Annotated in this window: 17 protein-coding genes and 1 pseudogene; 12 read left to right on the plus strand and 6 right to left on the minus strand. The window is 70.5% G+C overall.

Translation table 11 applies throughout. The features are described 5' to 3' along the window. Positions 1-76: 76 nt before the first annotated feature. The 3 genes from QM809_RS05155 to QM809_RS05165 form a co-directional block, all read right to left on the minus strand. Entirely contained in the window at positions 77-1,468 is a 1,392-nt protein-coding gene (locus tag QM809_RS05155) for a DUF3068 domain-containing protein (protein ID WP_415044744.1), read from the minus strand. Between the two features lie 56 nt (positions 1,469-1,524). Further along, positions 1,525-2,916 carry an ABC1 kinase family protein gene (locus tag QM809_RS05160; RefSeq protein WP_415044745.1) on the minus strand — a complete coding sequence of 464 codons (1,392 nt, stop codon included), beginning with the start codon at positions 2,914-2,916 and terminating at the stop codon, positions 1,525-1,527. Positions 2,917-3,101: 185 nt separating this feature from the next. Further along, positions 3,102-3,647, minus strand: a complete 546-nt coding sequence (locus QM809_RS05165) for a hypothetical protein (RefSeq protein WP_415044746.1) — start codon at positions 3,645-3,647, stop codon at positions 3,102-3,104. Positions 3,648-3,780: 133 nt separating this feature from the next. On the opposite strand from QM809_RS05165, the gene nadB reads away from it, so the two are divergent. From nadB to QM809_RS05180, 3 genes are all read left to right on the plus strand, one after another. After that, complete coding sequence (nadB, locus tag QM809_RS05170) at positions 3,781-5,382, plus strand: L-aspartate oxidase (RefSeq protein ID WP_415044747.1); 1,602 nt, start codon at positions 3,781-3,783, stop codon at positions 5,380-5,382. 115 nt (positions 5,383-5,497) lie between these two features. Next, the gene (locus QM809_RS05175) at positions 5,498-6,259 is read left to right on the plus strand and encodes a hypothetical protein (protein WP_415044748.1); all 762 of its coding nucleotides are present in this window, start codon (positions 5,498-5,500) and stop codon (positions 6,257-6,259) included. Beyond that, positions 6,249-7,280 carry a hypothetical protein gene (locus QM809_RS05180; RefSeq protein WP_415044749.1) on the plus strand — a complete coding sequence of 344 codons (1,032 nt, stop codon included), beginning with the start codon at positions 6,249-6,251 and terminating at the stop codon, positions 7,278-7,280. Before QM809_RS05175 ends, QM809_RS05180 begins: the two co-directional genes overlap by 11 nt. A 46-nt stretch (positions 7,281-7,326) precedes the next feature. Here the strand turns inward: QM809_RS05180 and QM809_RS05185 are convergent, their stop codons facing one another. Continuing rightward, positions 7,327-7,506, minus strand: a complete 180-nt coding sequence (locus tag QM809_RS05185) for a hypothetical protein (RefSeq protein WP_415044750.1) — start codon at positions 7,504-7,506, stop codon at positions 7,327-7,329. Positions 7,507-7,566: 60 nt separating this feature from the next. Further along, entirely contained in the window at positions 7,567-8,439 is an 873-nt protein-coding gene (locus QM809_RS05190) for a helix-turn-helix domain-containing protein (protein WP_415044751.1), read from the minus strand. 141 nt (positions 8,440-8,580) lie between these two features. Here QM809_RS05190 and QM809_RS05195 point away from each other — a divergent pair, with 141 nt between their 5' ends. The 5 genes and pseudogenes from QM809_RS05195 (at position 8,581) to QM809_RS05215 (ending at position 14,581) form a co-directional block, all read left to right on the plus strand. Then, positions 8,581-9,390: an acyl-CoA thioesterase domain-containing protein gene (locus QM809_RS05195; RefSeq protein ID WP_415044752.1), complete on the plus strand. Its 810-nt coding sequence runs from the start codon at positions 8,581-8,583 to the stop codon at positions 9,388-9,390. A gap of 304 nt (positions 9,391-9,694) precedes the next feature. Continuing rightward, entirely contained in the window at positions 9,695-11,227 is a 1,533-nt protein-coding gene (locus QM809_RS05200; RefSeq protein WP_415044753.1) for a Re/Si-specific NAD(P)(+) transhydrogenase subunit alpha, read from the plus strand. Positions 11,228-11,233: 6 nt separating this feature from the next. After that, positions 11,234-12,689, plus strand: a pseudogene (pntB, locus tag QM809_RS05205) (Re/Si-specific NAD(P)(+) transhydrogenase subunit beta). A 232-nt stretch (positions 12,690-12,921) separates the two neighbouring features. After that, positions 12,922-13,266 carry a YciI family protein gene (locus QM809_RS05210; RefSeq protein ID WP_415044754.1) on the plus strand — a complete coding sequence of 115 codons (345 nt, stop codon included), beginning with the start codon at positions 12,922-12,924 and terminating at the stop codon, positions 13,264-13,266. Between the two features lie 43 nt (positions 13,267-13,309). Continuing rightward, positions 13,310-14,581: an RNA polymerase sigma factor gene (locus QM809_RS05215; RefSeq protein WP_415044755.1), complete on the plus strand. Its 1,272-nt coding sequence runs from the start codon at positions 13,310-13,312 to the stop codon at positions 14,579-14,581. On the opposite strand, the gene QM809_RS05220 is transcribed toward QM809_RS05215, so the two are convergent. Next, positions 14,582-15,328, minus strand: a complete 747-nt coding sequence (locus QM809_RS05220) for a metallophosphoesterase (protein WP_415044756.1) — start codon at positions 15,326-15,328, stop codon at positions 14,582-14,584. It lies immediately after the preceding gene. A 253-nt stretch (positions 15,329-15,581) separates the two neighbouring features. Here QM809_RS05220 and QM809_RS05225 point away from each other — a divergent pair, with 253 nt between their 5' ends. The 4 genes from QM809_RS05225 to QM809_RS05240 all read left to right on the plus strand — a co-directional run bounded on the left by QM809_RS05225 (position 15,582) and on the right by QM809_RS05240 (position 21,073). Beyond that, a complete protein-coding gene (locus QM809_RS05225; protein WP_415044757.1) occupies positions 15,582-17,504 on the plus strand; it encodes a serine/threonine-protein kinase in 1,923 nt (640 codons plus the stop codon). 172 nt (positions 17,505-17,676) lie between these two features. Then, positions 17,677-19,221, plus strand: a complete 1,545-nt coding sequence (locus QM809_RS05230) for a flavin-containing monooxygenase (RefSeq protein ID WP_415044758.1) — start codon at positions 17,677-17,679, stop codon at positions 19,219-19,221. Then, positions 19,218-19,751, plus strand: coding sequence for a DUF4334 domain-containing protein (locus QM809_RS05235; RefSeq protein ID WP_415044759.1), 534 nt, complete (start codon positions 19,218-19,220; stop codon positions 19,749-19,751). Before QM809_RS05230 ends, QM809_RS05235 begins: the two co-directional genes overlap by 4 nt. Before the next feature lie 5 nt (positions 19,752-19,756). After that, complete coding sequence (locus tag QM809_RS05240) at positions 19,757-21,073, plus strand: alpha-hydroxy-acid oxidizing protein (RefSeq protein ID WP_415044760.1); 1,317 nt, start codon at positions 19,757-19,759, stop codon at positions 21,071-21,073. The last annotated feature ends 264 nt before the right edge of the window (positions 21,074-21,337 follow it).

A 21,337-nucleotide genomic window follows, 5' to 3' on the forward strand; every position in this document is an offset into this window, starting at 1 on the left:
GAGGAGGTTCGGCGCCCGTCGTCGTGCTGGAGTCGAGTCGTGCGGGAGTCGAGTCGTGCCGGAGTCGGCGGCCCGGTCAGTCCGGCAGCATGTGCCGCGGGATCGACTGCGTGGAGTTCGGATCCGGCAGCGGCGGGAGGACCACCGTGTCGGCCTGGGGATCGGTCTCCGGCGGCGGTGCGGGCGACCAGAGGTCACTCGTGGGCGCCGCGGCCGCGGCACCGGCGCCGAACGCCTGGGTGCGCTGATCGTCCTTGTCCATGCTCAGCTCGGGCTCGGCGGCATCGTCTCCGGTCGGGTGACCGTCCCGCGGATCGTCGCCGTCGGCGTCGTCGCCCCGGCCGCGAAACAGCAGGAGCGCCCACAGCGCCAGCAGGAGCGCGCCGAGCACGCCCAGGATGATCGGGGCGTACAGGCCGCCCCACTTGAGCTGGCCGATGTACGACGAGGCGCGGTCGGTCTGCTCCTTGACGGTCTTGTCGCTGAGCTTGAAGTTCGCCTTCAGGGCGTCCATCCGGAAGTCGTTGACCTCCTTGGGGAGGTCTTCGGTGCCCTCCGGGCTCTTGAAGTACTGGTGCTGCTCTTCGTAGCCGTCGACGATGGTGCCGGTGGTCGGCTCCACCCAGACGTGGCGGACCGCCGCGGCGTGGCGGTGCATGGTGATCGGCTCTTCCGGCTTCAGGCCGTCGGCGGTGATGCCCCACCACTTGGCGGGCATGGTCAGGATGGTGCCGAGCGGGGCCTCGCCCTTGGGGTTGGGCAGGTTGGAGATGTTGGTCTCGGGCACCTCGGCCTTGAAGTGGTAGACCTTCACGCCGTTGATCGTCTTCTCGTCGACGAACTTGGCGACGGCGTCCGAGCGGGTGTTCAGGTCGTAGTAGTAGTAGTCCCGCTTCTTCACGTCGAAGCCGAACTTGTACTGGAAGCCCTGGCGCTTCTCGAGCGGCACCGAGACGTCTTCCACCGGGACTCCGTCGGGAGCGGCTTCGAGCTGCAGCGAGCTGACGGCGCCGTTGGGCGCGGACGACTTGCGATCGAGCGAGACGCGGTCGACGTTCGCGGTCAGCAGGGCGTCGTCGCACTTGCGGTCGCCGTCGGAGGTGGCGAGCTTGGGCTGGCGCTCCTCGCCGTCCTTGCCCTGGATCCGATCGATCAGGACGGTCTGGCCGGCCTCGATCGTGGCCTGGGAGTCGTTCGACGGCTCCACCACCACCGACCGGCGCTGCTGCTTGAGGCTGACGGTCAACTGGGCCGCCTTGTCCTTCGACACCGAGCAGCGATCGAAGATCACTGCGGGGAACCGCTCACCGGTGTTGTTCAGTGCGGCGATGCTGGTCGAGTCCGTCGTGATGTCCAGGTCGAGCGGCACCACCTTCAGTTTCGGAACGAGGTACGTGGGAATGGTGATCGCCGCGGCGATGCACGCGATCCCGAAGAAGGCCAACAGGGCCATCCCGATTCGTCTCATGAATTTCGGCTCCAAGCAGTGGGGGTCGTCGTATCGAACCACTTATCCGATACAGACTATTCGAGTCGGGTTCGCTTCTGTACCGGAGCAGTCCGGTCGGCGCGGCGATCACGCTCGGCTTCCTTCATGATCCCGGCCATGTATCCGTAGATCTCTCGGTCCGAGATCGCCTTCCAGCGGGGGGCGAGCAGCTTCATGTATTTCTCGACGTACAGCAGCTGCTTACCCACCAGTACGAGCTCGCGCGGGAGGCGGGCATCGTGGGCCTTCGCCACCGCGGCCAGCTGGCGGCCGAGGTCGGTGTAGCTCATCGAACCGAGCTCGGTGGCCGACAGCGGCGCGGCGACCTTCTTCAGGTCCTCGCCGCCCTTGGCGGTGGAGCCGGGCTTGTGCACGGCGCCGAGCAGGAAGATGGCGCGGCCGGCGGAGTCGTAGTCCTGTTTCACGATCAGATCCACCACCAGCTGGCGGAGGATCCGGCGGGTGCGCGCGTCGAAGCGCCCGACGATCCCGAAATCGAGCAGGACCAGCTTGCCCTCGTCGTCGACCAGGACGTTCCCGGCGTGCAGATCGCCGTGGAAGAGTCCGCCGTGGAAGGCCGAGTCGAGCAACGACAGCAGCAGGTTCTTGCAGAGGGTCTCACCGTCGTGACCGGCGGCGCGGACCGCCTCGGCGTCGTCGATGCGGGTCGCGTAGATGCGCTCCATCGTCATCACCTTCTCGGTGGTGAGATCGTGGTACACCTTCGGCACGCGCACCCGGTCGCCGAACGGCCCGGGCTGCAGGCACTCGAACCACTCCTCCATGGTGGCGGCCTCGTTGCGGAAGTCCAGTTCGGCGTTGAGGCCGTCGGCGAAGTCCTCCACCACGTGCCGGGCGCTGAGCATGCGCCCGTACTCGGAGATCTCGGCGAGTCCGGCGACGCGTTCGAGGATCGCCACGTCGGGGGCCAGTCGCTGGGCGATGCCCGGGCGCTGCACCTTCACCACCACCTCTTCGCCGGTCGTCAGCGTGGCGGTGTGGCATTGGGCGATCGACGCCGAGGCGATGGGGGTGTCGTCGAAGCTCGCGAAGACCTCGTTCGCCGGCTTGCCCAGTTCGGCCTCGATGATCCGGTGGACCTCGTCGGCGGGGGACGGCGGCACCTGATCGAGCAGGGACTCGAACTCCTCGGACATCGCCGGGGTGAACACGCCGGGACTGGAGGCGATCAGCTGGCCGAGCTTCACGTACGTGGGGCCGAGATGCTCGAAGGTCCGGCGGACCTCGTGGGCCACGTCGGAGGCGCCGGGCTTCTTGCCGTGGATCAGGCCGTTGACCGAACCGGCCACGAAGCGGCCGACCCCGAAGGCGGTCTGCGCCGCGGTGGCCGCGAAGCGGGTGGCCTCTTCGGCGACGGAGACCGTCGGCAACTGTTCGCGGACGTCGTCGGCAGGTTGCTGCGTCATCACGCCAGGGATTCTAGTCGTCCCGACCCCGGGTCCCGGTGTTTCGTGACCTGCGTCAACCGCGGTCCGACGATGCGGGTCCGCTCACGCCCCTCGAAGTCGGCGGGCCGGGCGGCCGGGGACGGACGCCGGCCATCGGAGAGTCGGTGATGTCGTCCTCGCCCCGGAGCGGGAGGCTCCGCGGTTCAGAAACGCCGGACGAACCGGTACCAGTCTCCCGTCACGTGTCGATAGATGTACTCGCCGTCGCGCACCTCGGTCTGGTTCACCTCGACTCCGGCGGGGACCCATGCCCAGCCGATCATGTCGATGAGCCCGCCGGGCGTGGTGAACACGCAGACGCCGTCGGAGAGTCGATGCGTCTGCTCGACGTAGACCGTCCGGAACCACGTCTCGCCGGTGCGGGCGCAGTCGCGGGCGTGCTCGGTCATCGCGGACCGGGACACCGCGAACGAGACGTCGGGGCCGAACGCGGCCAGTGCTCCGAACAGGACGACGACGAGCGGTGCCGCGAGCGACGGCAGCCACGCCCGGTGGCGGACCAGGCCGAACAGGGCCGGCGCCAGCCAGATGACACCGAGGGCCGGAAGGCACGCGAATGCGAGGAGGGAGGCCCAGCCGCCGGGCCATTCGAAGGCGGCGAAGGCCACCGGGACGCACAGCACCAGCGAGAGTCCGGCGATGACGAGCATGACGTGCGTCCACGATCGGGGTGCGGGCGTCGTCGTCATACCTGCCGAGAGTATGAGGTCGCGGGGTCGTCGTCGGTGGCCTATGGCGTGGGCCGTGGCGGCGGGCGTAGGCTTCGAGGAGGTTTTCGATCATCGGTCGATAACCAGCGTACGACGACGAAGGGAGTCGCGGATGGGCACGGAGATGCGGGCCGAGCTGGTGGTGGTCGGCGCGGGTGTCGCCGGGCTGACCGCGGCGCTCTCGGCGGCCGAGGCCGGACTGACCGTGGTGGTCCTGAACAAGGGGCGGGCGTGGCGGCCCGAGGCCGTGGAGCAGTCCACCTCCACCTTCTACGCCCAGGGCGGGATCGCCGTCGTCGACCCCGACGACCCCGACGACGGCGTCGCCCTGCACGTCCGGGACACCCTCGCCGCCGGGGCCGGGCTCACCGTCCCGGATCCGACCGAGCAGATCGTCGCCGCGGGCTGGTCCGCGGTGGAGAGACTGGTCGGCTGGGGCGCGCGGTTCGACTCCGCTCCCGACGGCCGGTTCCTCCGCACCCGCGAGGGCGGGCACAGCGTGCGCCGGATCATCCACGCCGGCGGGGATGCGACCGGCGCCCAGGTGCAGGCCGCCCTCGGCGGCGCCCTGGCGCGGGCGGGGGTGCGGGTGCTCGACGACGCCCGCGCCACCGGGATCCTCACCGGGCACGACGGCGCCGCGGCCGGCGTCGCCTACTCCGACGACGAGGGCGACGGCGCGGTGTGGGCGCCGACCGTGCTGCTCGCGACCGGCGGAGTGGGGCATTCGTATTCGGCCACCACCAATCCGGCGGGCGCCACCGGCGACGGCATCGCCCTCGCGCTGCGGGCCGGTGCCGCGGTGGCCGACCTGGAGTTCATCCAGTTCCATCCGACGATGCTCTACGTGCCGGGCGCCCGCGGGCGCCGCACGCTGGTCAGCGAGGCGCTGCGCGGCGAGGGCGGACGACTGGTCGACATCGACGGCGCGAGCGTCACCGAGGGGGTGCACCCGCTCGGCGATCTGGCTCCCCGGGACGTGGTGGCCCGCGCGGTGCGGGCGGCGATGGAACGCACCGGCGCCCCGCACGTCTACCTGGACTTCACCGCCATCGAGGACTTCGAGCGACGTTTCCCGACCGTGCTCGCCGGCGTCCGGGCCGCGGGGGTGTCGACCGACGACGGCCGGCTGCCGGTGGTGCCCGGCGCCCACTACCTGTGCGGCGGCGTGGTGACCGATGCGCACGGCCGGACCGGCGTCCCCGGGCTGCTCGCGGCGGGGGAGGTGGCCCGGACCGGGCTGCACGGAGCCAACCGGCTCGCCTCGAACAGTCTGCTGGAGGGGCTGGTGATGGGTCGTCGGGCGGCCGCGGTCGCCGTCGAACGTCGGGCGGAGTCGATTCCCGCGGCTCGGGTCGACGTCCCGGCGCGTCTGCCCGCCGCCGAGCGCGGCGCACTGCAGGACCTGATGTCGGCGCGGGTGGCGCTGCTGCGCGACGCCGAGGGGCTGGCGGGGACCGCGGAGTTCCTGGAGTCGGCCGCGGAACGGGTGCAGTCCGACCGCGCCGCCGCCGAGGACGCGGCCCTCACCCTGACCGCGCGGGCGGTGGTGGCCGCCGCCTCCGCACGCGAGGAGTCGCGCGGCTGCCACTACCGTGCGGACCGTCCGGCCGCGGCGGACGAGCCCCGGTCCCGGGGCTTCGTATGGCGTGACGGCGTGTTCGCGGAGGCCGTCGTGCCGGAGATTTACGGCGTGTCGCCGGTGACTGCCTAGCGGGGCGTCTGCGGTCTTCGTAGACTTCTCCTTTGAACGGCGGGCGGGGCGGCCGAATTGTTTCGCGGAGAAGGCGGATGTGCTGACCGCGCCGAGTAGACGAGGTGGATCGAGCATGGCGCCAGACCGATGTTGGTCGTCGATCGTGGTCGGCTCCGCCGAGGAGGCGGCCCTGGGCATCGGTCCCCGTGAGTCGTCGCTGGTCGCGTGCGATCTGTCCGACGGGCATTCCGGCCTGCACAGCAGCGACGGCGGTCGCGGCGGCACCGGGCGGCGCACCTGGGTGATGTGGGGCGATTACGCGCGCAGTCCGCAGCCCGGCCGGGAGATCGATCCGTGTCGCGGCCGGGGGCCCGGCGGCGTGTTCTGCACGCTGTACGACGGCCACGGCGGCGCCCACCGGTTCCTGGCCATGGCGACCGCTGCGGAACCTCGGCCCGGATCGTCGGCGGAGGACTCGCCGGTGTCGTCCGACACCGGTCGGGTGCGCATCGACACCCCGCCCGTCGAACATCATCCGGTGGCGCCGCCGCCGGTCTCGTCGCGGTGGACGACGGAGCCGGCGCCGCCGACGACGTCTTTCGTGTCGCAGGCCGCCGCGTCCCCGCCTGCAGACCCCCCGCCCGCAGACCCCCCGACCACGACCCTCTCGTCCGTGGAGCCCGCGTCCTTCGCGCGTCCGGACGTCGCCGCCGGGACGTCGCCGCACCACACCCCGTCCCGGCCGGTCGGCCCGCGGACGTCGATCACCCCGCCGGTGCCCACACCGTCGGCGGATCCGTACCACACCGTGGCGTCGCCGGTCGTTCCGGGTGATGCCTGCGCCGCACGGCGCGGAGCCCGTACCGGGGAACGAGGAGGAGCCGGTGGCTCGTAGAGACCAGTCCGCCGAACGCGGCACCGAACAGAAGCCGGGGAGACACGGCATGGGCAGACATCAGGAACCGTACGACGACCCCGCGAGCGCGGCGCCGCGCATCGTGTCGGGGTATTCGACGTCCTCCACCGCCGCCCCGCGAACGGTGCAGGCCGAGCCGAGGACCGTCGAACCGACCCCCTCGGAGTCCGAGGTGCACGTCAGCGACCATCGTGAACTCGGATCGATGCTGCAGGTGAACGAGTACGCCGACCGCAGTCGTACCTCGTTCATCGAAGTGATCGAACCCGCAGGCGGATCGCGGACGGTGGTGGCGCCGGTCTCGTCCGATCCTCGGACGGTCACCCGGAGTCCGGTGCGGTCGGCCCCCGTCTCCCGGACCGCGGCGGAGCCGCGCACGGTCACCGGTGGTCAGGCCGCCGCGAGCGCCACGAGCACCCCGGCCGCCGCGAGCACTCGACTCACGACGAGTGCTCCGGCCACGACGAGCACCCAGGCCACGACGAGCACCCCGGCGCCCGCCACCCGTTACGCACCGTCCACGTACTCCACCTCCACCCCGACGTACTCCGCCCAGACGACCTCCACCCCGACGACGACGTCGTCCACGGCGGCGGCCACCCGGACCACCAGCACCGGCCGGAGCTCGGAGGCGCCGCGCACGGTCTACGCGTCCCGATCCACCCCGGTGACCCGGACGGCGCACGCGCCGCGGATCGTCGAGTCCACGCGACCCGCGGTCGACAGCGCCCCGCGCATCGAGACGGAGCGCACGACGGCGACGGCCCGGTCCGGTGATCGGGAGGAAGCGGTCTCGGAGGGCTACGCCGGACTGGATCGGCTGCAGGCCGCGACGGTGGCGGCGTCCACCGCGGCGGCCTCGCATGCGGTGGAGTCGGCCTCGGCGGTGGTCTCGGCGCTGCCGGAGGATCAGGTGCTGGTCCGCCGACAGGTCGGCGACGCGCTTCGGGACGTGGCGGCGGCGCTGGCCAAACTGGCCGAGAGCCTGGACCCGCGCTGAGGCCGACGGCTCGGGGCCCGGCGAGGACCGCTCGTCCGGCCGAGTCTCAGAGCGAGCCGAAGAGCACCGTGGCGATCGCCAGGAACAGCGCGATCACCGTGCCGCTCCGCAGCACGAAGTCGGTCAGATAATACGGCGCCTGATCGGTTCCGGGTTCCTCGGGATCGGGACGTCCTCCTGCGATGCGGAGGGCGGCGGTTCCCGAGGTCAGGTTCCCGAAACTCATGGTCGTAACGCTCATCACTTCGTGCGGACGGTGTAGTTCATACTACATAAAGTTAGCCGCCTAATCGATGCGATCGTGTTCAGGAACCCGGACGCTCCACGACGCGAGCAGGGCGAGCTTCTCGGCCGACGGGCTGCCCTCTTCGGCGGACCACAGCACCAGTTGCTGGCTCGGGTCGCCCGAGTATCGGAACGAGTCCCAGTCGAGTGTCAGATCGCCGACGGTCTCGTTGTGGAGCGTCTTGGAACCGAACTCCTGGCTGGCGACGTTGCGCTCGGCCCACCAGACGCGGAAGTCCTCGTCGGCCACGCTGAGCCGGCCGACCAGGGCGGCGAGCCGGGGGTCGGTCGGATTCTCGGCGGCCTCCATGCGCAGGAACGAGACGGAGGTGCGGGCCACCGTCTCCCAGTCCTGGTAGATGCTGCGCATGTGCGGGTTCAGGAACATCAGGCGCACGTAGTTGCGCTGGTCGGCGGGGAGCGCGTCGAAATCGACCAGCAGGGTGGAGGCGAGCCGGTTCCAGGCCAGGATGTCCAGGTAGCGGCCGAGGATCAGGGCCGGGGTGTCGGTGAGCTGATCCATCAGGCGCATCAGCTGCGGCCGGACCTTCGGCGACCGCGGGCGCGGCGGGGTCCGCCGGTCGGCCTGCTGGGCGAGACTGCGCACATAGGTGGCCTGATCGGCGTCGAGCCGCAGCACCCGGATCAGGACCTCCAGGACCGGATCGCTCGGTGCGAGCCTGCCCTGCTCGATGCGGGTGTAGTAGTCGTGGCTGATCGAGGCGAGTTCGGCCACCTCCTCGCGGCGCAGGCCGGAGACCCGGCGGGCGGTGTGACCGCGTTCGGGCAGTCCGGCCTGGGCGGGGGTGATGCGGCTGCGCCGTTCTTTGAAGAACTGACCCAGCTCGACGAGGTGCGGTGTCTTTGCGGGCATGCCTCGACGCTAGACCCCCGGAACGGCGGATACCTGGGAGAAATCGTTCCCGGTACGTGAGATTCCACGGTGCGTCGCACGCGGAGGCCTCCGCTGGTGTACAACCCGAACAGGAGGAAGACCCCGAGCAGGAGGTACGGCATGCAGTCGTTGTTCACCGAGTCGGCGGACGGCGTCTTCGTGCCGGGGCCGCTCGCCGTGTCGGGCTGGGGCGATCAGATCCGCGGCCTCGCCGTCAGCGCGCTGCTCGCCCGCGGTGCCGAGCGGCGCATGGCCGAATCCGGGCGCGACGACCTCCGGCCCGCCCGCTGGACGCTCGAACTGTTCCGCCCGGCCCGGATGGCGCCCCTGGCGGTGACCGCCGACGTGATCCGGCTGGGGCGGCGGATCGGGCTGATCGACGTCGGCCTGCGCCAGGGCGACGGTCTGGTCGCCCGCGCCACCGCGCTGTACCTGGCGCCCGCCGAGCCCGTCGTCGGCCGGGTGTGGTCGCCCGTCCCCGACACCGCCGTGCCGCCGACTCCCGCGGAACGTGTCGACGACGGCGTCGAGCGACTGTATCGATCCGGTGACGGCGACTGGGTGACGCCGGATCTCGTGGAGCCGGGCGCCGAACGCAATCACGCGTGGCAGTATCCCCTCCCGCTGCTCGACGGCGAGACCCCGACGCCCTTCCAGGCGCTCGCCGGCGCCGCGGACGTCGCGAACGCCGTCCTTAATATGGGGACGCACGGCCTGGAGTTCATCAACACCGACGTGACCCTGCAGATCACCCGCCTGCCGAGCGGTCTGGAGGTCGGGATGTCGGGGGCAGATCGGATCGAGGGCGACGGGGTGATGACCGGGTCGGTGTATCTGTTCGACGCCGACGGGGTGGTCGGACTGGCCACGATCGTCGGGCTCGCGAACCCGTCCGCCGCCGTCGACATGCGGAAGTTCGGGCGGCACTGAGCCGGCCGGACCGCACCTGACCGACGAGTAACCCGGACGGTGGCGTAGATCACGCGGAAGCGGTCGGCCGGGGCATGCGTGCTATCTTTTTGCCACGTTTTCCATAAGCGGGAGCTAAGCCTGTCCTGGGTTTGTCCCGCGACATGGTGTGCCGAGTCCGACGACGTGCCGGCGCCATGGTGCAACACCGGCTTCGCGGGTACTCGCGGCGCTGGCTGAAGTGCTATGCGCCTCTCGTCGTCCGGCGCGGACCGCCGATGTCGAAAAGGTCCGAGGTGAACAGAACTATGAGTGTGGGAGCGACATGCTGATCGGTATCCCCCGAGAATCGAAGCCGGGTGAAACCCTCGTCGCGGCGACCGCGAAGACGGTGGCCCAGCTCGAGAAGCTCGGGTACCAGATAATCGTCGAATCCGGCTGTGGCGCGGGCGCCGAGCAGCCGGATGCGGCGTTCGCGGAGGCCGGCGCGAGCGTCGGCACGACCGACGAGGTGTGGGGCGCCGACGTCGTCGTCAAGGTGAACGCGCCGACCGACGACGAGATCGCCCGGATGCGCAAGGGCGCCGTCATCATCTCGATGATGGCACCGGCCCGCAGCCCGGAACTGGTCGAGAAGCTGCAGAAGGCCGGCGTCACGGCGCTCGCGATGGACGCGGTGCCGCGTATCTCCCGTGCGCAGTCGATGGACGTGCTGAGCTCGATGGCCAACGTCGCGGGCTACCGCGCCGTCGTCGAGGCGGCCCACGAGTTCGGCCGCATGTTCACCGGACAGGTCACCGCGGCGGGCAAGATCCCGCCGGCCCGCGTCTTCGTCGTGGGCGCCGGTGTGGCCGGTCTCGCCGCGATCGGCGCCGCGTCGGCGATGGGCGCCATCGTGCGCGCCTTCGACGTGCGCCCCGAGGTGGCCGAGCAGGTCGAGTCGATGGGCGCCGAGTTCGTCAACGTCGACTTCGAGGCGGAGAAGTCCGAGGACGGCTACGCCAAGGAGATGACCGCCGAGCAGGAGGCCGCCACCGCGTCGATGTACGACGAGGAGGCCCGCGCCGCCGACATCGTCATCACCACCGCGCTGATCCCCGGTCGTCCCGCTCCCAGCCTGATCTCCGCCGAGACCGTCGCCGGGATGAAGAACGGCTCCGTGATCGTCGACATGGCGGCCGCGAACGGCGGCAACGCCGCGGGCACCGTCAAGGACGAGAAGGTCGTCACCGAGAACGGTGTGACCATCCTGGGCTACACCGATCTGGCCGGCCGGCTGGCCGCGCAGACCTCGCAGCTCTACGGCACCAACATCGTCAACCTGCTGAAGCTGCTCACCCCGGAGAAGGACGGCGAACTCACGCTCGACTTCGACGACGTGGTGCAGCGCGGCATCACCGTCACCAAGGACGGCGAGGGCATGTGGCCGCCGCCTCCGGTGCAGGTGTCCGCCGCGCCGAAGGCCGCTCCGGCCGCGCCGGCTCCGGTGGTCGAGGAGAAGGCCCCGATGTCGCCGGGCAAGAAGGTCGGGCTGGTGCTCCTGGGCATCGTGGCCTTCTTCCTGGTCAACGCCTTCGCCCCGGGAGACATCCCGCGGCACTTCACGGTGCTGATGCTGGCGATCGTGATCGGCTACTACGTCATCGGCAACGTGGCGCACGCGCTGCACACGCCGCTGATGTCGGTCACCAACGCCATCTCCGGCGTCGTGGTGGTGGGTGCGATCCTGCAGTTGGCGACGAACAGCACCACGGTGCTGGTGCTGTCGACCATCGCGATCCTGCTCGCCTCGATCAACGTGTTCGGTGGTTTCGCGGTCACCCGCCGCATGCTGTCGATGTTCAGCAAGGGGGCATGACGAATCATGACTATCGAATCCATGACATTCGCGGCGTACATCGTCGCCTCGCTGCTCTTCATCCTGTCGCTCGCCGGCCTGAGCAAGCACGAGTCCGCCAAGAGCGGTCTGACCTACGGCATGGTCGGCATGGCCGTCGCCCTCGCCGCGACCGTCACCATGATGGTCAAGGACCTCGACCACGTCGAGTTCGCCGGCGCCTCGTTCGACAAGTGGCTGCCGATCTCGCTGCTGATCGGCTCCGTCGTGATCGGCGCCCTGATCGGCCTGTGGCGTGCCAAGGTCGTCGAGATGACCGGCATGCCCGAGCTCATCGCGCTGCTGCACTCGTTCGTCGGTCTCGCCGCGGTCCTCATCGGCTGGAACGGCGCCATCACCGGCGTCCACGCCGAGCCGGGTGACGCCGACTACGGCGCCCTGGTCGGCATCCACTCCGCCGAGGTCGCGATCGGCATCTTCATCGGTGCGGTCACCTTCACCGGCTCGATCGTCGCCAACCTGAAGCTGTCGGCGCGCATCAAGTCGTCGCCGCTCATGCTGCCGGGCAAGAACTTCATCAACATCGGTTCGCTGGTCGTGTTCGCCGTGCTGACCGGCGTCTACGTCGCCCGCGACGTCAAGGACGACACCACCGGTTACATCCTGCTCGCCGTGATCACCGCCCTGGCGCTGTTCCTGGGCTGGCATTCTGGTGGCCTCGATCGGCGGCGGCGACATGCCGGTGGTCGTGTCCATGCTGAACTCGTACTCCGGTTGGGCCGCCGCGGCCTCGGGCTTCCTGCTCGGCAACGATCTGCTGATCGTCACCGGTGCGCTGGTCGGCTCGTCGGGTGCGTACCTGAGCTACATCATGTGCAAGGCGATGAACCGGTCGTTCATCTCCGTCATCGCCGGCGGTTTCGGCATCGAAGCCGGCCCGGCCGAGGACAAGGACTACGGCGAGCACCGGGAGATCAAGGCCGACGCGGCCGCCGAGCTCCTGTCGGGCGCCAAGTCCGTGGTCATCACCCCGGGTTACGGCATGGCCGTCGCCCAGGCGCAGTACCCGGTCGCCGACCTGACGGCCAAGCTGCGCGCGAAGGGCGTCGACGTCCGCTTCGGCATCCACCCCGTCGCCGGTCGTCTGCCCGGCCACATGAACGTGCTCCTCGCCGAGGCGAAGGTGCCGTACGACGTCGTGCTGGAGATGGACGAGATCAACGACGACTTCCCGGAGACGGACGTCGTGCTGGTGATCGGCGCCAACGACACGGTCAACCCGGCCGCGTCGGAGGATCCGAGCTCCCCGATCGCCGGCATGCCGGTGCTCGAGGTCTGGAACGCCAAGGACGTCATCGTGTTCAAGCGGTCGATGGCCGTCGGTTACGCCGGCGTGCAGAACCCGCTGTTCTTCCGGGACAACACGCAGATGCTCTTCGGTGACGCGAAGGACCGTGTGGAGGACATCATCGGCGCTCTGTAGTCCGAGGTCTCGACTCCGCTCGACCAGCGGGGGGCACTCGCCCCTCCGCTGGTCGAGTGCTTTCCCGGGTCGAGTCTTTCTCGTCGGTCGAGCGTTCGTCTCGCTGGTCGAGCGAAGTCGAGACCACTCCGCCGAAGGAATCCCGTCCGGGGTGTCGATATCGCTGCCGTCCGTCCGTCACCATGGTGTCGGGCGAGAGCGTTCGACGAGCATCGAGACACCTGGAGACATCATGAAATACGCACTGCTGCTCATGGGGCACGTGAACGACGACGCCGCCGAGACCGGCTGCGCGAGCCCGGAGGAGTACTTCGCCTTCGACCAGGAGATCACCGCCGCGGGCGTGGTGGTCGACTCCTTCGCGCTGGAGGACCCGGACCAGGCCGTCGTCGTGCGGAGCGATGCGTCGGGGGAACGCGTCGTGACCGCCGGGCCGTACGCCGAGGTCCGCGAGTTCGTGGGCGGGACGTACGTCATCGAGGTCGCCGACCTCGACGAGGCGATCGCCTGGGCGCGCAGGAGCCCCGGCTCCGGGCCCGGCGGGCACGTGGAGATCCGCCCCGTCGCCCCGTACTGAGCCGGATCGTGCCGATTCGGCCCGGCCGGACGAGGGCGTCGACGTGACCGGAACCGGGGCGGCCCGCCGAGCGATCGGCGAGATCGACCGGGCCGCGAGGACGCGCCTGCTGGCCGTCCTCACGGCCCGCTTCGGCGACCTGGACCTCGCCGAGGACGCGCTGCAGGAGGCGCTGATCCAGGCGCTGCGGACGTGGCCGGAGACCGGTGTCCCGGCATCGCCGGAGGCCTGGCTGACGACCACCGCCAAACGTAAGGCGCTCGACGTCGTGCGGCGCGACGGGGTGCTGGCCGCCAAACTCGCCGAACTGCGGATCTACGCCGAGCGGGAGCCGCGGACGGTCGCCGATCCGGTCGATGCACTCGAACCGGCGCCGGTGCCCGACGAGCGGCTCGGCCTGTTCTTCGCGTGTGCGCACCCGGCCCTGCGGCCCGAGCAGCGGATCGCGCTCACCCTGCGTTTCGTGGCGGGTCTGTCGACGGCGGAGGTGGCGGCCGCACTGCTGATCCCGGTGACCACCGCGCAGCAGCGGATCGTCCGCGCCAAGAAGCGCATCGCGACGCTGGGGATCCGGTTCGTCGTCCCGGCGCGGACGGAGCTGCCCGACCGCCTCCCCGTCGTCCTGCGCACGGTGTACCTGCTCTTCTCGGAGGGCTACGCGCGGTCCACCGGCGCCGAGCACGTCCGCGACGACCTGACTGCCGAGGCGATCCGACTGGCCCGACTGCTCCGCGCCCTGCTGCCGTGCGCCGAGACCACCGGACTGCTGGCGCTGCTGGTGCTCACCAATGCACGACGACCCGCGCGCACCGGCCCGGACGGACACCCGGTCGCGCTCGCCGACCAGGATCGCGCCCGGTGGGATCGGGCCGGGCTGACCGAGGGGATCGCGCTGGCCGAGGAGGCGGCCGGGGCGCGCGGCGCGTCGTCGTACGCGATTCAGGCGGCGATCGCCGCGGTGCACGCGGAGGCCGGGACCGCCGCGGAGACGGACTGGCGCCAGATCACCGTGCTCTACCGCATGCTCGCCGTCGTGGAGCCCGGACCGGTGGTGCGGCTCGGCGGCGCCGTCGCCGAAGGCCGCGCGTACGGCCCGGACCGGGGAATGCGACGGCTGCGCGCGCTGGCGGACGATCCGATGCTCAGCCGGTTCCGGCCCTTCCACATCGCGTGCGCGGTCACGCTGACGGAGTCGGGCGACGAGCAGGGGGCGGCCGCCGCTTATCGTCGTGCGCTGGAACTGCCCGGCAACGCGGCCGAGGACGACTACCTGGCGGCGTCCCTGGCCGGGCTCGAAACTCCGGACGGGTCCTGATCACCAGGTGGACAGGACACGGTAGTGGGTGGTCAGCCGGTGGTCCTCGATGATGTGGAAGGCGATGCCCGGGCCCTGGGTGGCGTTGAGCCAGCCGGTGCCCTCGAACGGCAGATTGAGCGTCGACGAGACGCCGGGCGCCACGATCAGCGGTCGTCCGGCGAACATCGTCGCGGCGGGGGTGTGCGCATGCCCGACGACGGTGCCGACCACGTTCGGGTGATCGGCGATCAGTGCGGCGGCGCGCTCGGCGTCGTGCATCCGGCGCTCGTCCATCCGGGGCAGACCGATGGGCAGCGGCGGATGATGCCAGCTGAGCAGGACGTCGACGTCGCCGGCCGCGGCCAGTTCGGCGCGGGCCCAGTCGAGGGTCTCGTCGGCCAGATAGCCGTCCGAGCGGCCGGGGACGGACGAGTCCAGGCCGAGGACCAGCAGGTCGTCGAGCCGGAGGGCGGAGTTCACCGGGGCGGTGGACGCGACGCCGTCGCGCACGGAGGTGTAGGCGGCGCGGTCGTCGTGATTGCCGAGCAGGGTGATCGTCGGGATGTCGGTGACGAGAGCGGCGGCCGCCTCGGTGTACTCCTCGGGCAGGCCGACGTCGACGAGGTCGCCGGTCACCAGCAGGCCGCTCACCGCGTGGCCCTCGGTGTGCGCGGCGTCGAGGTACGCCAGCACGCCCGCGGCCCGGCTGCGATGCGCCGCGGTTCCGTTGAAGTGCAGATCGCTGATCTGCGCCACGACCACCATCGGTGCCCTCTTCTCGTGCTCGGTCGGCGCCGCACGTGCGGCGCCACGGTTATCACGCTAACGTCCGCACGCCGCCACCGGCGGGTGAGGCCGAAACGGCGTGAGCAGACCCATACCCGGCGGAGATCCGGGCCGCGGTGGATCTCCCCGGCGGCAGAGACGCCGATCACTCGACCTCGAGGTGTCGAGGTCCGGTCGATCTCCTAGAATAAATGCTGTTCACGACGCGGTCCGGGCTGTCGACAGTTCTCCGATGAGGTTCATCGGGGTCGATCAGGAAGACGGACGGTTGCTGAAAACCGGCGATGAGATCGGTGGCTACGCCATCGAACGTGTGCTCGGAACGGGCGGCATGGGCGTGGTGTACCTCGCTCACCACCCGAGAATCCCTCGGCGCGTGGCGTTGAAGGTGATCTCCGCGGAGGCCGCGGCCACGCCCGCCTATCGGGCCAGGTTCGACAGGGAGGCGGCCACCGTCGCCGCCCTCAAACACCCGAACATCATCGACGTCCTCGACGTCGGCGAGGACGATGCGGGTGACGGCGTCGTCCTGCCGTGGCTCTCGATGTCGTACATCGAAGGCATGGATCTGGCCGATCTGCTGCACAAGACCCGGGGCCCGATGGCTCCCGAAGAGGTCCTGCGGATCGCCCGCGGTCTCGCCGCCGGACTCGACTACGCGCATGCCCGCGGGGTGATCCACCGGGACATCAAACCGGGCAACGTGCTGCTCGAGCAGGGGACCGGCGGAGTGTATCTGGCCGATTTCGGGATCGCGCGCTCCGCGCACTCCCCGAGCGATCTGACCGGTGCCGACGTCGCGCTCGGGACCGCCGAATACGTCTCGCCGGAGCAGTTGTGCGGTCTGGAGGTGACCTCGGCGACCGACCGCTACGCGCTGGGCTGCCTGCTCTTCCGAATGCTCACCGGCACCGTGCCGTTCCCCGGTGAGACCACTGCGGTGAAGATCGGTGCGCACCTGCACACGCCGCCGCCGGCCGCGTCGTCGGTGAATCCGACGCTGCCGCCGGACGTGGACGCGCTGCTGATCCGGGCGATGGCGAAGAAGCCCGCGCAGCGCCCGGCGACGGCTCGGGAACTGGTCGCCGTGCTCGGCCGGGCGCTGGCGTGCGGGCCCACCGCCGCGGTCGCGCGGTCGCGCGACACCGCGTCACGGTCGGTCGCCGCGGAGTCGGGGGCGACGAGTCGGACGTCGGCGAGATCGTCGTCGCCGGGTCGGATCTCGCTGGTCCGGAAGGGGGCCGAGACCTCGGAGTCGTCGGTGCAGGCCGGGCCCGCGCATGCGGCGGCCTCGTCGACGTCTTCCCCGGTCCAGGTGGACGGGCGCGTCGAGGTGGGCGACGGCGTCGATCCGGCCGGTGCTGCGGAGGGTCGTCCGCTCACGGCGTCGGAGGAGATGGACACGCGGCGCGACTCCGGCGGCTCCGGCGGCTCCGGCCGGTCGAAACGCGTTCTCGCGGTGATCGCCGGTGTGGTCGTGGTGCTGGTCGGTGGACTCGGGGCGCTGGGGCATCTGGTTCTCGGCGGCGGGTCGGGCGACGACGGTTGCGCATCGACCACGGAGATCAGCGACGAGGTGATCCGGCTGATCGTGGAGCGCTCGTCGTCGAACGCCGCCGAGACGGCCGCACGGTTGCGTGAACGGACCTCCCCGCAGCTGTACGAGAGGGTGTCCGAGGCGCACCGGATGATGGGCGAGAGCCGCACCAGGGTCACCAACCTGGACAGCACCGTGGAGGAGTGCACCGCGGGCGGAGCCACCGTGCGTTCGGCGGTGACCGTCGAGACGATGGTCGGCGACGTCGCGCATCCCTCGGCGGCGGCGGTCTGGTTCGACCTCGAGCGGACGCCCGCCGGGTGGATCGTCAACGAGGTGGGGGACTCGTACCCGGTGGTCTCCCACGTGCGGACCAGCATGTCATCAGGGGCACCCGCCCACCACGCAGCGAGGACGGCCCCCGGCTTCCGGCGCCGCCCCCGAACCGGCCGGGGAGGACACCGCCGTGCGGGCCTCGACCACGGTCCCGCGCGCCCGCGCCTCGGTGCCGCCCGCCCGGTCCACCGCGCGTTGACGTCGGCCGTGGCGAGACATCGGCCCACGAGGGCATGTCTCCCTCATGAGCCGATATTTCGCCACGGCCGACCCTCCGCGTGATCCGCGGGGTTTCGCCGCGCGCGGGCAGGCGGCTCCTGATCCGTCGGTGTGCTCTTTGGCACAATGACGTCAAGCGGTCGATCGGGGACGGTGCCACCGAGCCGAGGCGATCGCCTACCGCGGTGCCGGTCCGTGCGCTGCGGCGGGGAACGGAAACGAGGATCGACGACCCATGGCGCTCAACGACGCTGACTTCTACGACGTCCTGATCGTGGGGGCCGGTCTCTCAGGTATCGACGCGGCGTATCGGCTCCGCGAACGGAATCCCGAGCTCACGTACCTGATCGCGGAGGGCCGCGAGCGGATCGGCGGAACCTGGGATCTGTTCCGGTACCCCGGTGTCCGCAGCGACTCCGACATCTTCACCCTCAGCTACCCGTGGAACCCGTGGCGGGGCGACCGCACGATGGCCCGGGGCGAGGAGATCCGCAACTACATCGAGTCCTCGGCGCGCGACTTCGGGATCCACCCGCACATCAGTTTCTCCACGCAGGTGCTCGCCGCCGACTTCGACACCGCCGTCGACAAGTGGACGGTGCGGATGAGCGTCGACGGCGCCGACCGCGTCGTCACCGCGCGATTCCTGTACCTGTGCACCGGCTACTACCGGTACGACGCCGGATACCGTCCCGAGTTCCCGGGGGAGGAGCAGTTCACCGGGCGGATCGTGCACCCGCAGTTCTGGCCGGAAGACCTCGACTACACGGGCAAGAACGTCGTCGTGATCGGCAGCGGGGCGACGGCGGTGACCCTGGTCCCGGAGATGGCGCAGAAGGCCGGGCACCTGGTGATGCTGCAGCGTTCGCCCACCTACCTGTTCCCGTATCCGTGGAGCGACCCGATGACCAAGGCGGTGCAGCGTTTCCTGCCGCGGCAACTGGCGCACGACGTCACCCGCTACCGGAACATGGGGCTCACCCTCGGCCTGTACCTGTTCTGCCGGCGCTTCCCCAAGGCGTCGCGGTCGATGATGCGGCGGATGGCCGAGCACTACCTGCCGACCGGATACGACGTCGCCAAGCACTTCACGCCCGCCTACGAGCCGTGGGACCAGCGTCTGTGCGTGATCCCCGAGGGCGACTTCTACACCGCGATCGGCGACGGCGCCGAGGTCGTCACCGACACCGTCGACACGTTCACCCCCGACGGGATCCGGGTGTCGTCCGGGCGGGAGGTGGAAGCCGACATCGTCGTCACCGCCACCGGTCTGGACCTGATCGCCTTCGGCGGGATCGAGATCTCGGTCGACGGCGAGGCGGTGGACCCCGGCCGGAAGTACGGTTACCGCGCGTACATGCTGAACGACGTCCCCAACCTGGCCTGGGCGGTCGGGTACACCAACGCGTCGTGGACGTTGCGCGTGGACCTGACCGCGAAGGCCGTCGCCGAGTTGCTGGCCCACATGCGGGCGCACGGTTACACGCGGGCCCACCCGACGCTCGGCGGCGCCGAACCCGCCGAGCACAAGTTCTTCGACCTCAGCTCGGGGTACGTCGAGCGCTCCGGCGACCGGCTGCCGAAGGCCGGTGACCGGGCGCCGTGGCAGGTGCGGCACAACGCGCTGCTCGACGCCGTCGACGCCCGCCGATACGACGTCACCGAGGCGATGGTGTTCTCCCGGACAGAGCCGATGGTCGAGGTGGTCGACGTCGACGGTGACGTCGTCGTCGAGGAATCGCGTGAAGAATCCGACGAGCACAGTGAGGCGAGGCGATGACGCTCACCGCCGATCGGGCGATCGCGTCGTTCTTCGAGCGCGTCGCCTCGCAGCGGATCAGCGAGCCCGCCGACCTCGACGACATCTGGGCGGGGCTGTCGACGGTGGGCGTCGACGAGGTCCTCGGCCGGTGGCGCGGCGGCGAACTGCCGTCGGGGCACCCGCTGGACGGGCGACTGGCGCTGGTCCGCTGGCACGGCAAGCGGTTCGACTCGAGGTACGACGTCGCGCCGATGGTCTGCCGGAACGACGACGGCGAGCTCTACTCGAACACCGAGATCGGCAAGGGCGAGGCGAGCCTGTGGCCGGTGGAGTTCCGCGGCGAGGTGACGGCGTCGATGGTGTACGACGGCCAGCCGGTGATCGACCACTTCAAACGCGTCGACGAGAACACTTTGATGGGGATCATGAACGGCAAGTCGCGGCTGGTCCGCGACCGACACTTCTACTTCTACCTCCAACGGGAGAACTGCGCCGCGCCCGGTGAGGACCCGGCCCGCGCGGCTGCCTCCGGCTCCGGAGAGGACTGAACGACATGGTCTCGGTGAACTTCGGGCGGGCCCGACAGAACGACGTCTACACCGCGGGGATCCACGGGCGGAAGCCCACGGTCCCGACGGATTTCGCGGAACTGGAACGTCGGGCGAAGGCGGCGATGTCGCGCCGCGGGTGGGCCTACATCGCCGGCGGCGCCGGTGAGGGCCGCACGATGGCGGCCAACCGGGCGGCGCTGGACCGGTGGGCGATCGTGCCGCGGGTGCTGCGCGACGTCAGCGAACGCGACCTGAGCATCGACCTGTTCGGGCAGAAGCTGCCCGCGCCGCTGCTGTTCTCCCCGGTCGGGGCCGGTGCGCTGGCCCATCCGGACGCGGACGTCCACATCGGGGAGGCCGCCGCGCAGCTCGGGCTGCCGTACATCTTCTCCAACCAGGGGTGTGCGCCGATGGAAGACGTCGCCGCCGCCATGGAGCGGGTCGCCCCCGGTGCCCCGCGGTGGTTCCAGCTGTACTGGTCCACCGACGACCGCCTGGTCGACTCGTTGATCTCGCGTGCGGAGAAGACGGGCGCCGGGGCGCTGGTCCTCACCCTGGACACCACCATGCTCGGGTGGCGGCCGCAGGACCTGAACCTGGGTTCGCTGCCGTTCGCGCGCGGTGAGGGCATCGACCAGTACACCTCGGATCCGACGTTCTGGGAGATCGTCGCCGAACGCCTCGCCGGGGCCGCCGGCGGCCCTTCGACGGGCTCGGGGAGCGACCGGGTGTCCCTCGGCGCGATCAAGACGCTGTTCTCCATCGCCCGCAACACCCCCGGCGCGCTGATCGGGAACCTCACCGCCCCCGAACCCCGGGCGGCGGTGCAGACCTTCCTGGACATCTACTCGCGGCCGTCACTGAGCTGGGACGACGTCACGTCCCTGCGCGAGAAGACGTCGTTGCCGATCGTGTTGAAGGGGATCCTCCACCCCGACGACGCCCGGCAGGCCGTCGACCGCGGCGTCGACGGCATCGTCGTGTCCAACCACGGCGGGCGGCAGGTCGACGGCTCGATCTCGTCGACGGATGCGCTGGTCGACGTCGTCGAGGCGGTCGGCGAACGCGGCGAGCGGACGGTGAAGGTCCTGGTGGACTCGGGTTTCTACACCGGTTCCGACGTCTTCAAGGCGCTCGCGCTGGGCGCCGACGCCGTCTGCATCGGCCGCCCGCACATGTACGGGCTCGCGTTGAACGGCGCCGCCGGCGCCCGCGATGCGGTCGCGAACATCCTCGCCGAACTGGACCTCACGGTCGGCTTGACCGGCCACACCTCGGTCGCGGAACTGGACCGGTCGGCGCTGAAGGATCTCACGTAGGTCTCCTGGACAGCGATTCCCGATGCCCGGCGTCTACCTCGGTGATCGACTCTCCACCCCCGGGGATCGACTCTCCACCTCGATGATCGAGCGAAGTCGAGATCCCTCGGTTCACGCAGTCGCGGTGTGGTCTTCCGGTGGTCGAGAAGCGAGGCCAGGGTGCCGGGCACCCTGACGTCGATCGAGCATCCTCGGCCGAGGATGCTCGATCGAGGCGACGGTGCCCGGCACCCTGACCCGGGATCGTCCTGACGACACCGACTG

The sequence above is a fragment of the Gordonia sp. (in: high G+C Gram-positive bacteria) genome, assembly GCF_047600385.1.
In the GTDB taxonomy this organism is placed as follows: Bacteria; Actinomycetota; Actinomycetes; order Mycobacteriales; family Mycobacteriaceae; genus Gordonia.

What these genes read in the sequence shown, in the direction of transcription:
- QM809_RS05220 (WP_415044756.1), bottom strand. Translation starts at nt 15,328, where the DNA reads ATGGTGGTCGTGGCGCAGATCAGCGATCTGCACTTCAACGGAACCGCG.
- QM809_RS05200 (WP_415044753.1), top strand. Translation starts at nt 9,695, where the DNA reads ATGCTGATCGGTATCCCCCGAGAATCGAAGCCGGGTGAAACCCTCGTC.
- QM809_RS05225 (WP_415044757.1), top strand. Translation starts at nt 15,582, where the DNA reads ATGAGGTTCATCGGGGTCGATCAGGAAGACGGACGGTTGCTGAAAACC.
- QM809_RS05165 (WP_415044746.1), bottom strand. Translation starts at nt 3,647, where the DNA reads ATGACGACGACGCCCGCACCCCGATCGTGGACGCACGTCATGCTCGTC.
- QM809_RS05190 (WP_415044751.1), bottom strand. Translation starts at nt 8,439, where the DNA reads ATGCCCGCAAAGACACCGCACCTCGTCGAGCTGGGTCAGTTCTTCAAA.
- QM809_RS05195 (WP_415044752.1), top strand. Translation starts at nt 8,581, where the DNA reads ATGCAGTCGTTGTTCACCGAGTCGGCGGACGGCGTCTTCGTGCCGGGG.
- QM809_RS05210 (WP_415044754.1), top strand. Translation starts at nt 12,922, where the DNA reads ATGAAATACGCACTGCTGCTCATGGGGCACGTGAACGACGACGCCGCC.
- QM809_RS05155 (WP_415044744.1), bottom strand. Translation starts at nt 1,468, where the DNA reads ATGAGACGAATCGGGATGGCCCTGTTGGCCTTCTTCGGGATCGCGTGC.
- QM809_RS05160 (WP_415044745.1), bottom strand. Translation starts at nt 2,916, where the DNA reads ATGACGCAGCAACCTGCCGACGACGTCCGCGAACAGTTGCCGACGGTC.
- nadB (WP_415044747.1), top strand. Translation starts at nt 3,781, where the DNA reads ATGGGCACGGAGATGCGGGCCGAGCTGGTGGTGGTCGGCGCGGGTGTC.
- QM809_RS05235 (WP_415044759.1), top strand. Translation starts at nt 19,218, where the DNA reads ATGACGCTCACCGCCGATCGGGCGATCGCGTCGTTCTTCGAGCGCGTC.
- QM809_RS05175 (WP_415044748.1), top strand. Translation starts at nt 5,498, where the DNA reads ATGGCGCCAGACCGATGTTGGTCGTCGATCGTGGTCGGCTCCGCCGAG.
- QM809_RS05230 (WP_415044758.1), top strand. Translation starts at nt 17,677, where the DNA reads ATGGCGCTCAACGACGCTGACTTCTACGACGTCCTGATCGTGGGGGCC.
- QM809_RS05185 (WP_415044750.1), bottom strand. Translation starts at nt 7,506, where the DNA reads ATGAGTTTCGGGAACCTGACCTCGGGAACCGCCGCCCTCCGCATCGCA.
- QM809_RS05240 (WP_415044760.1), top strand. Translation starts at nt 19,757, where the DNA reads ATGGTCTCGGTGAACTTCGGGCGGGCCCGACAGAACGACGTCTACACC.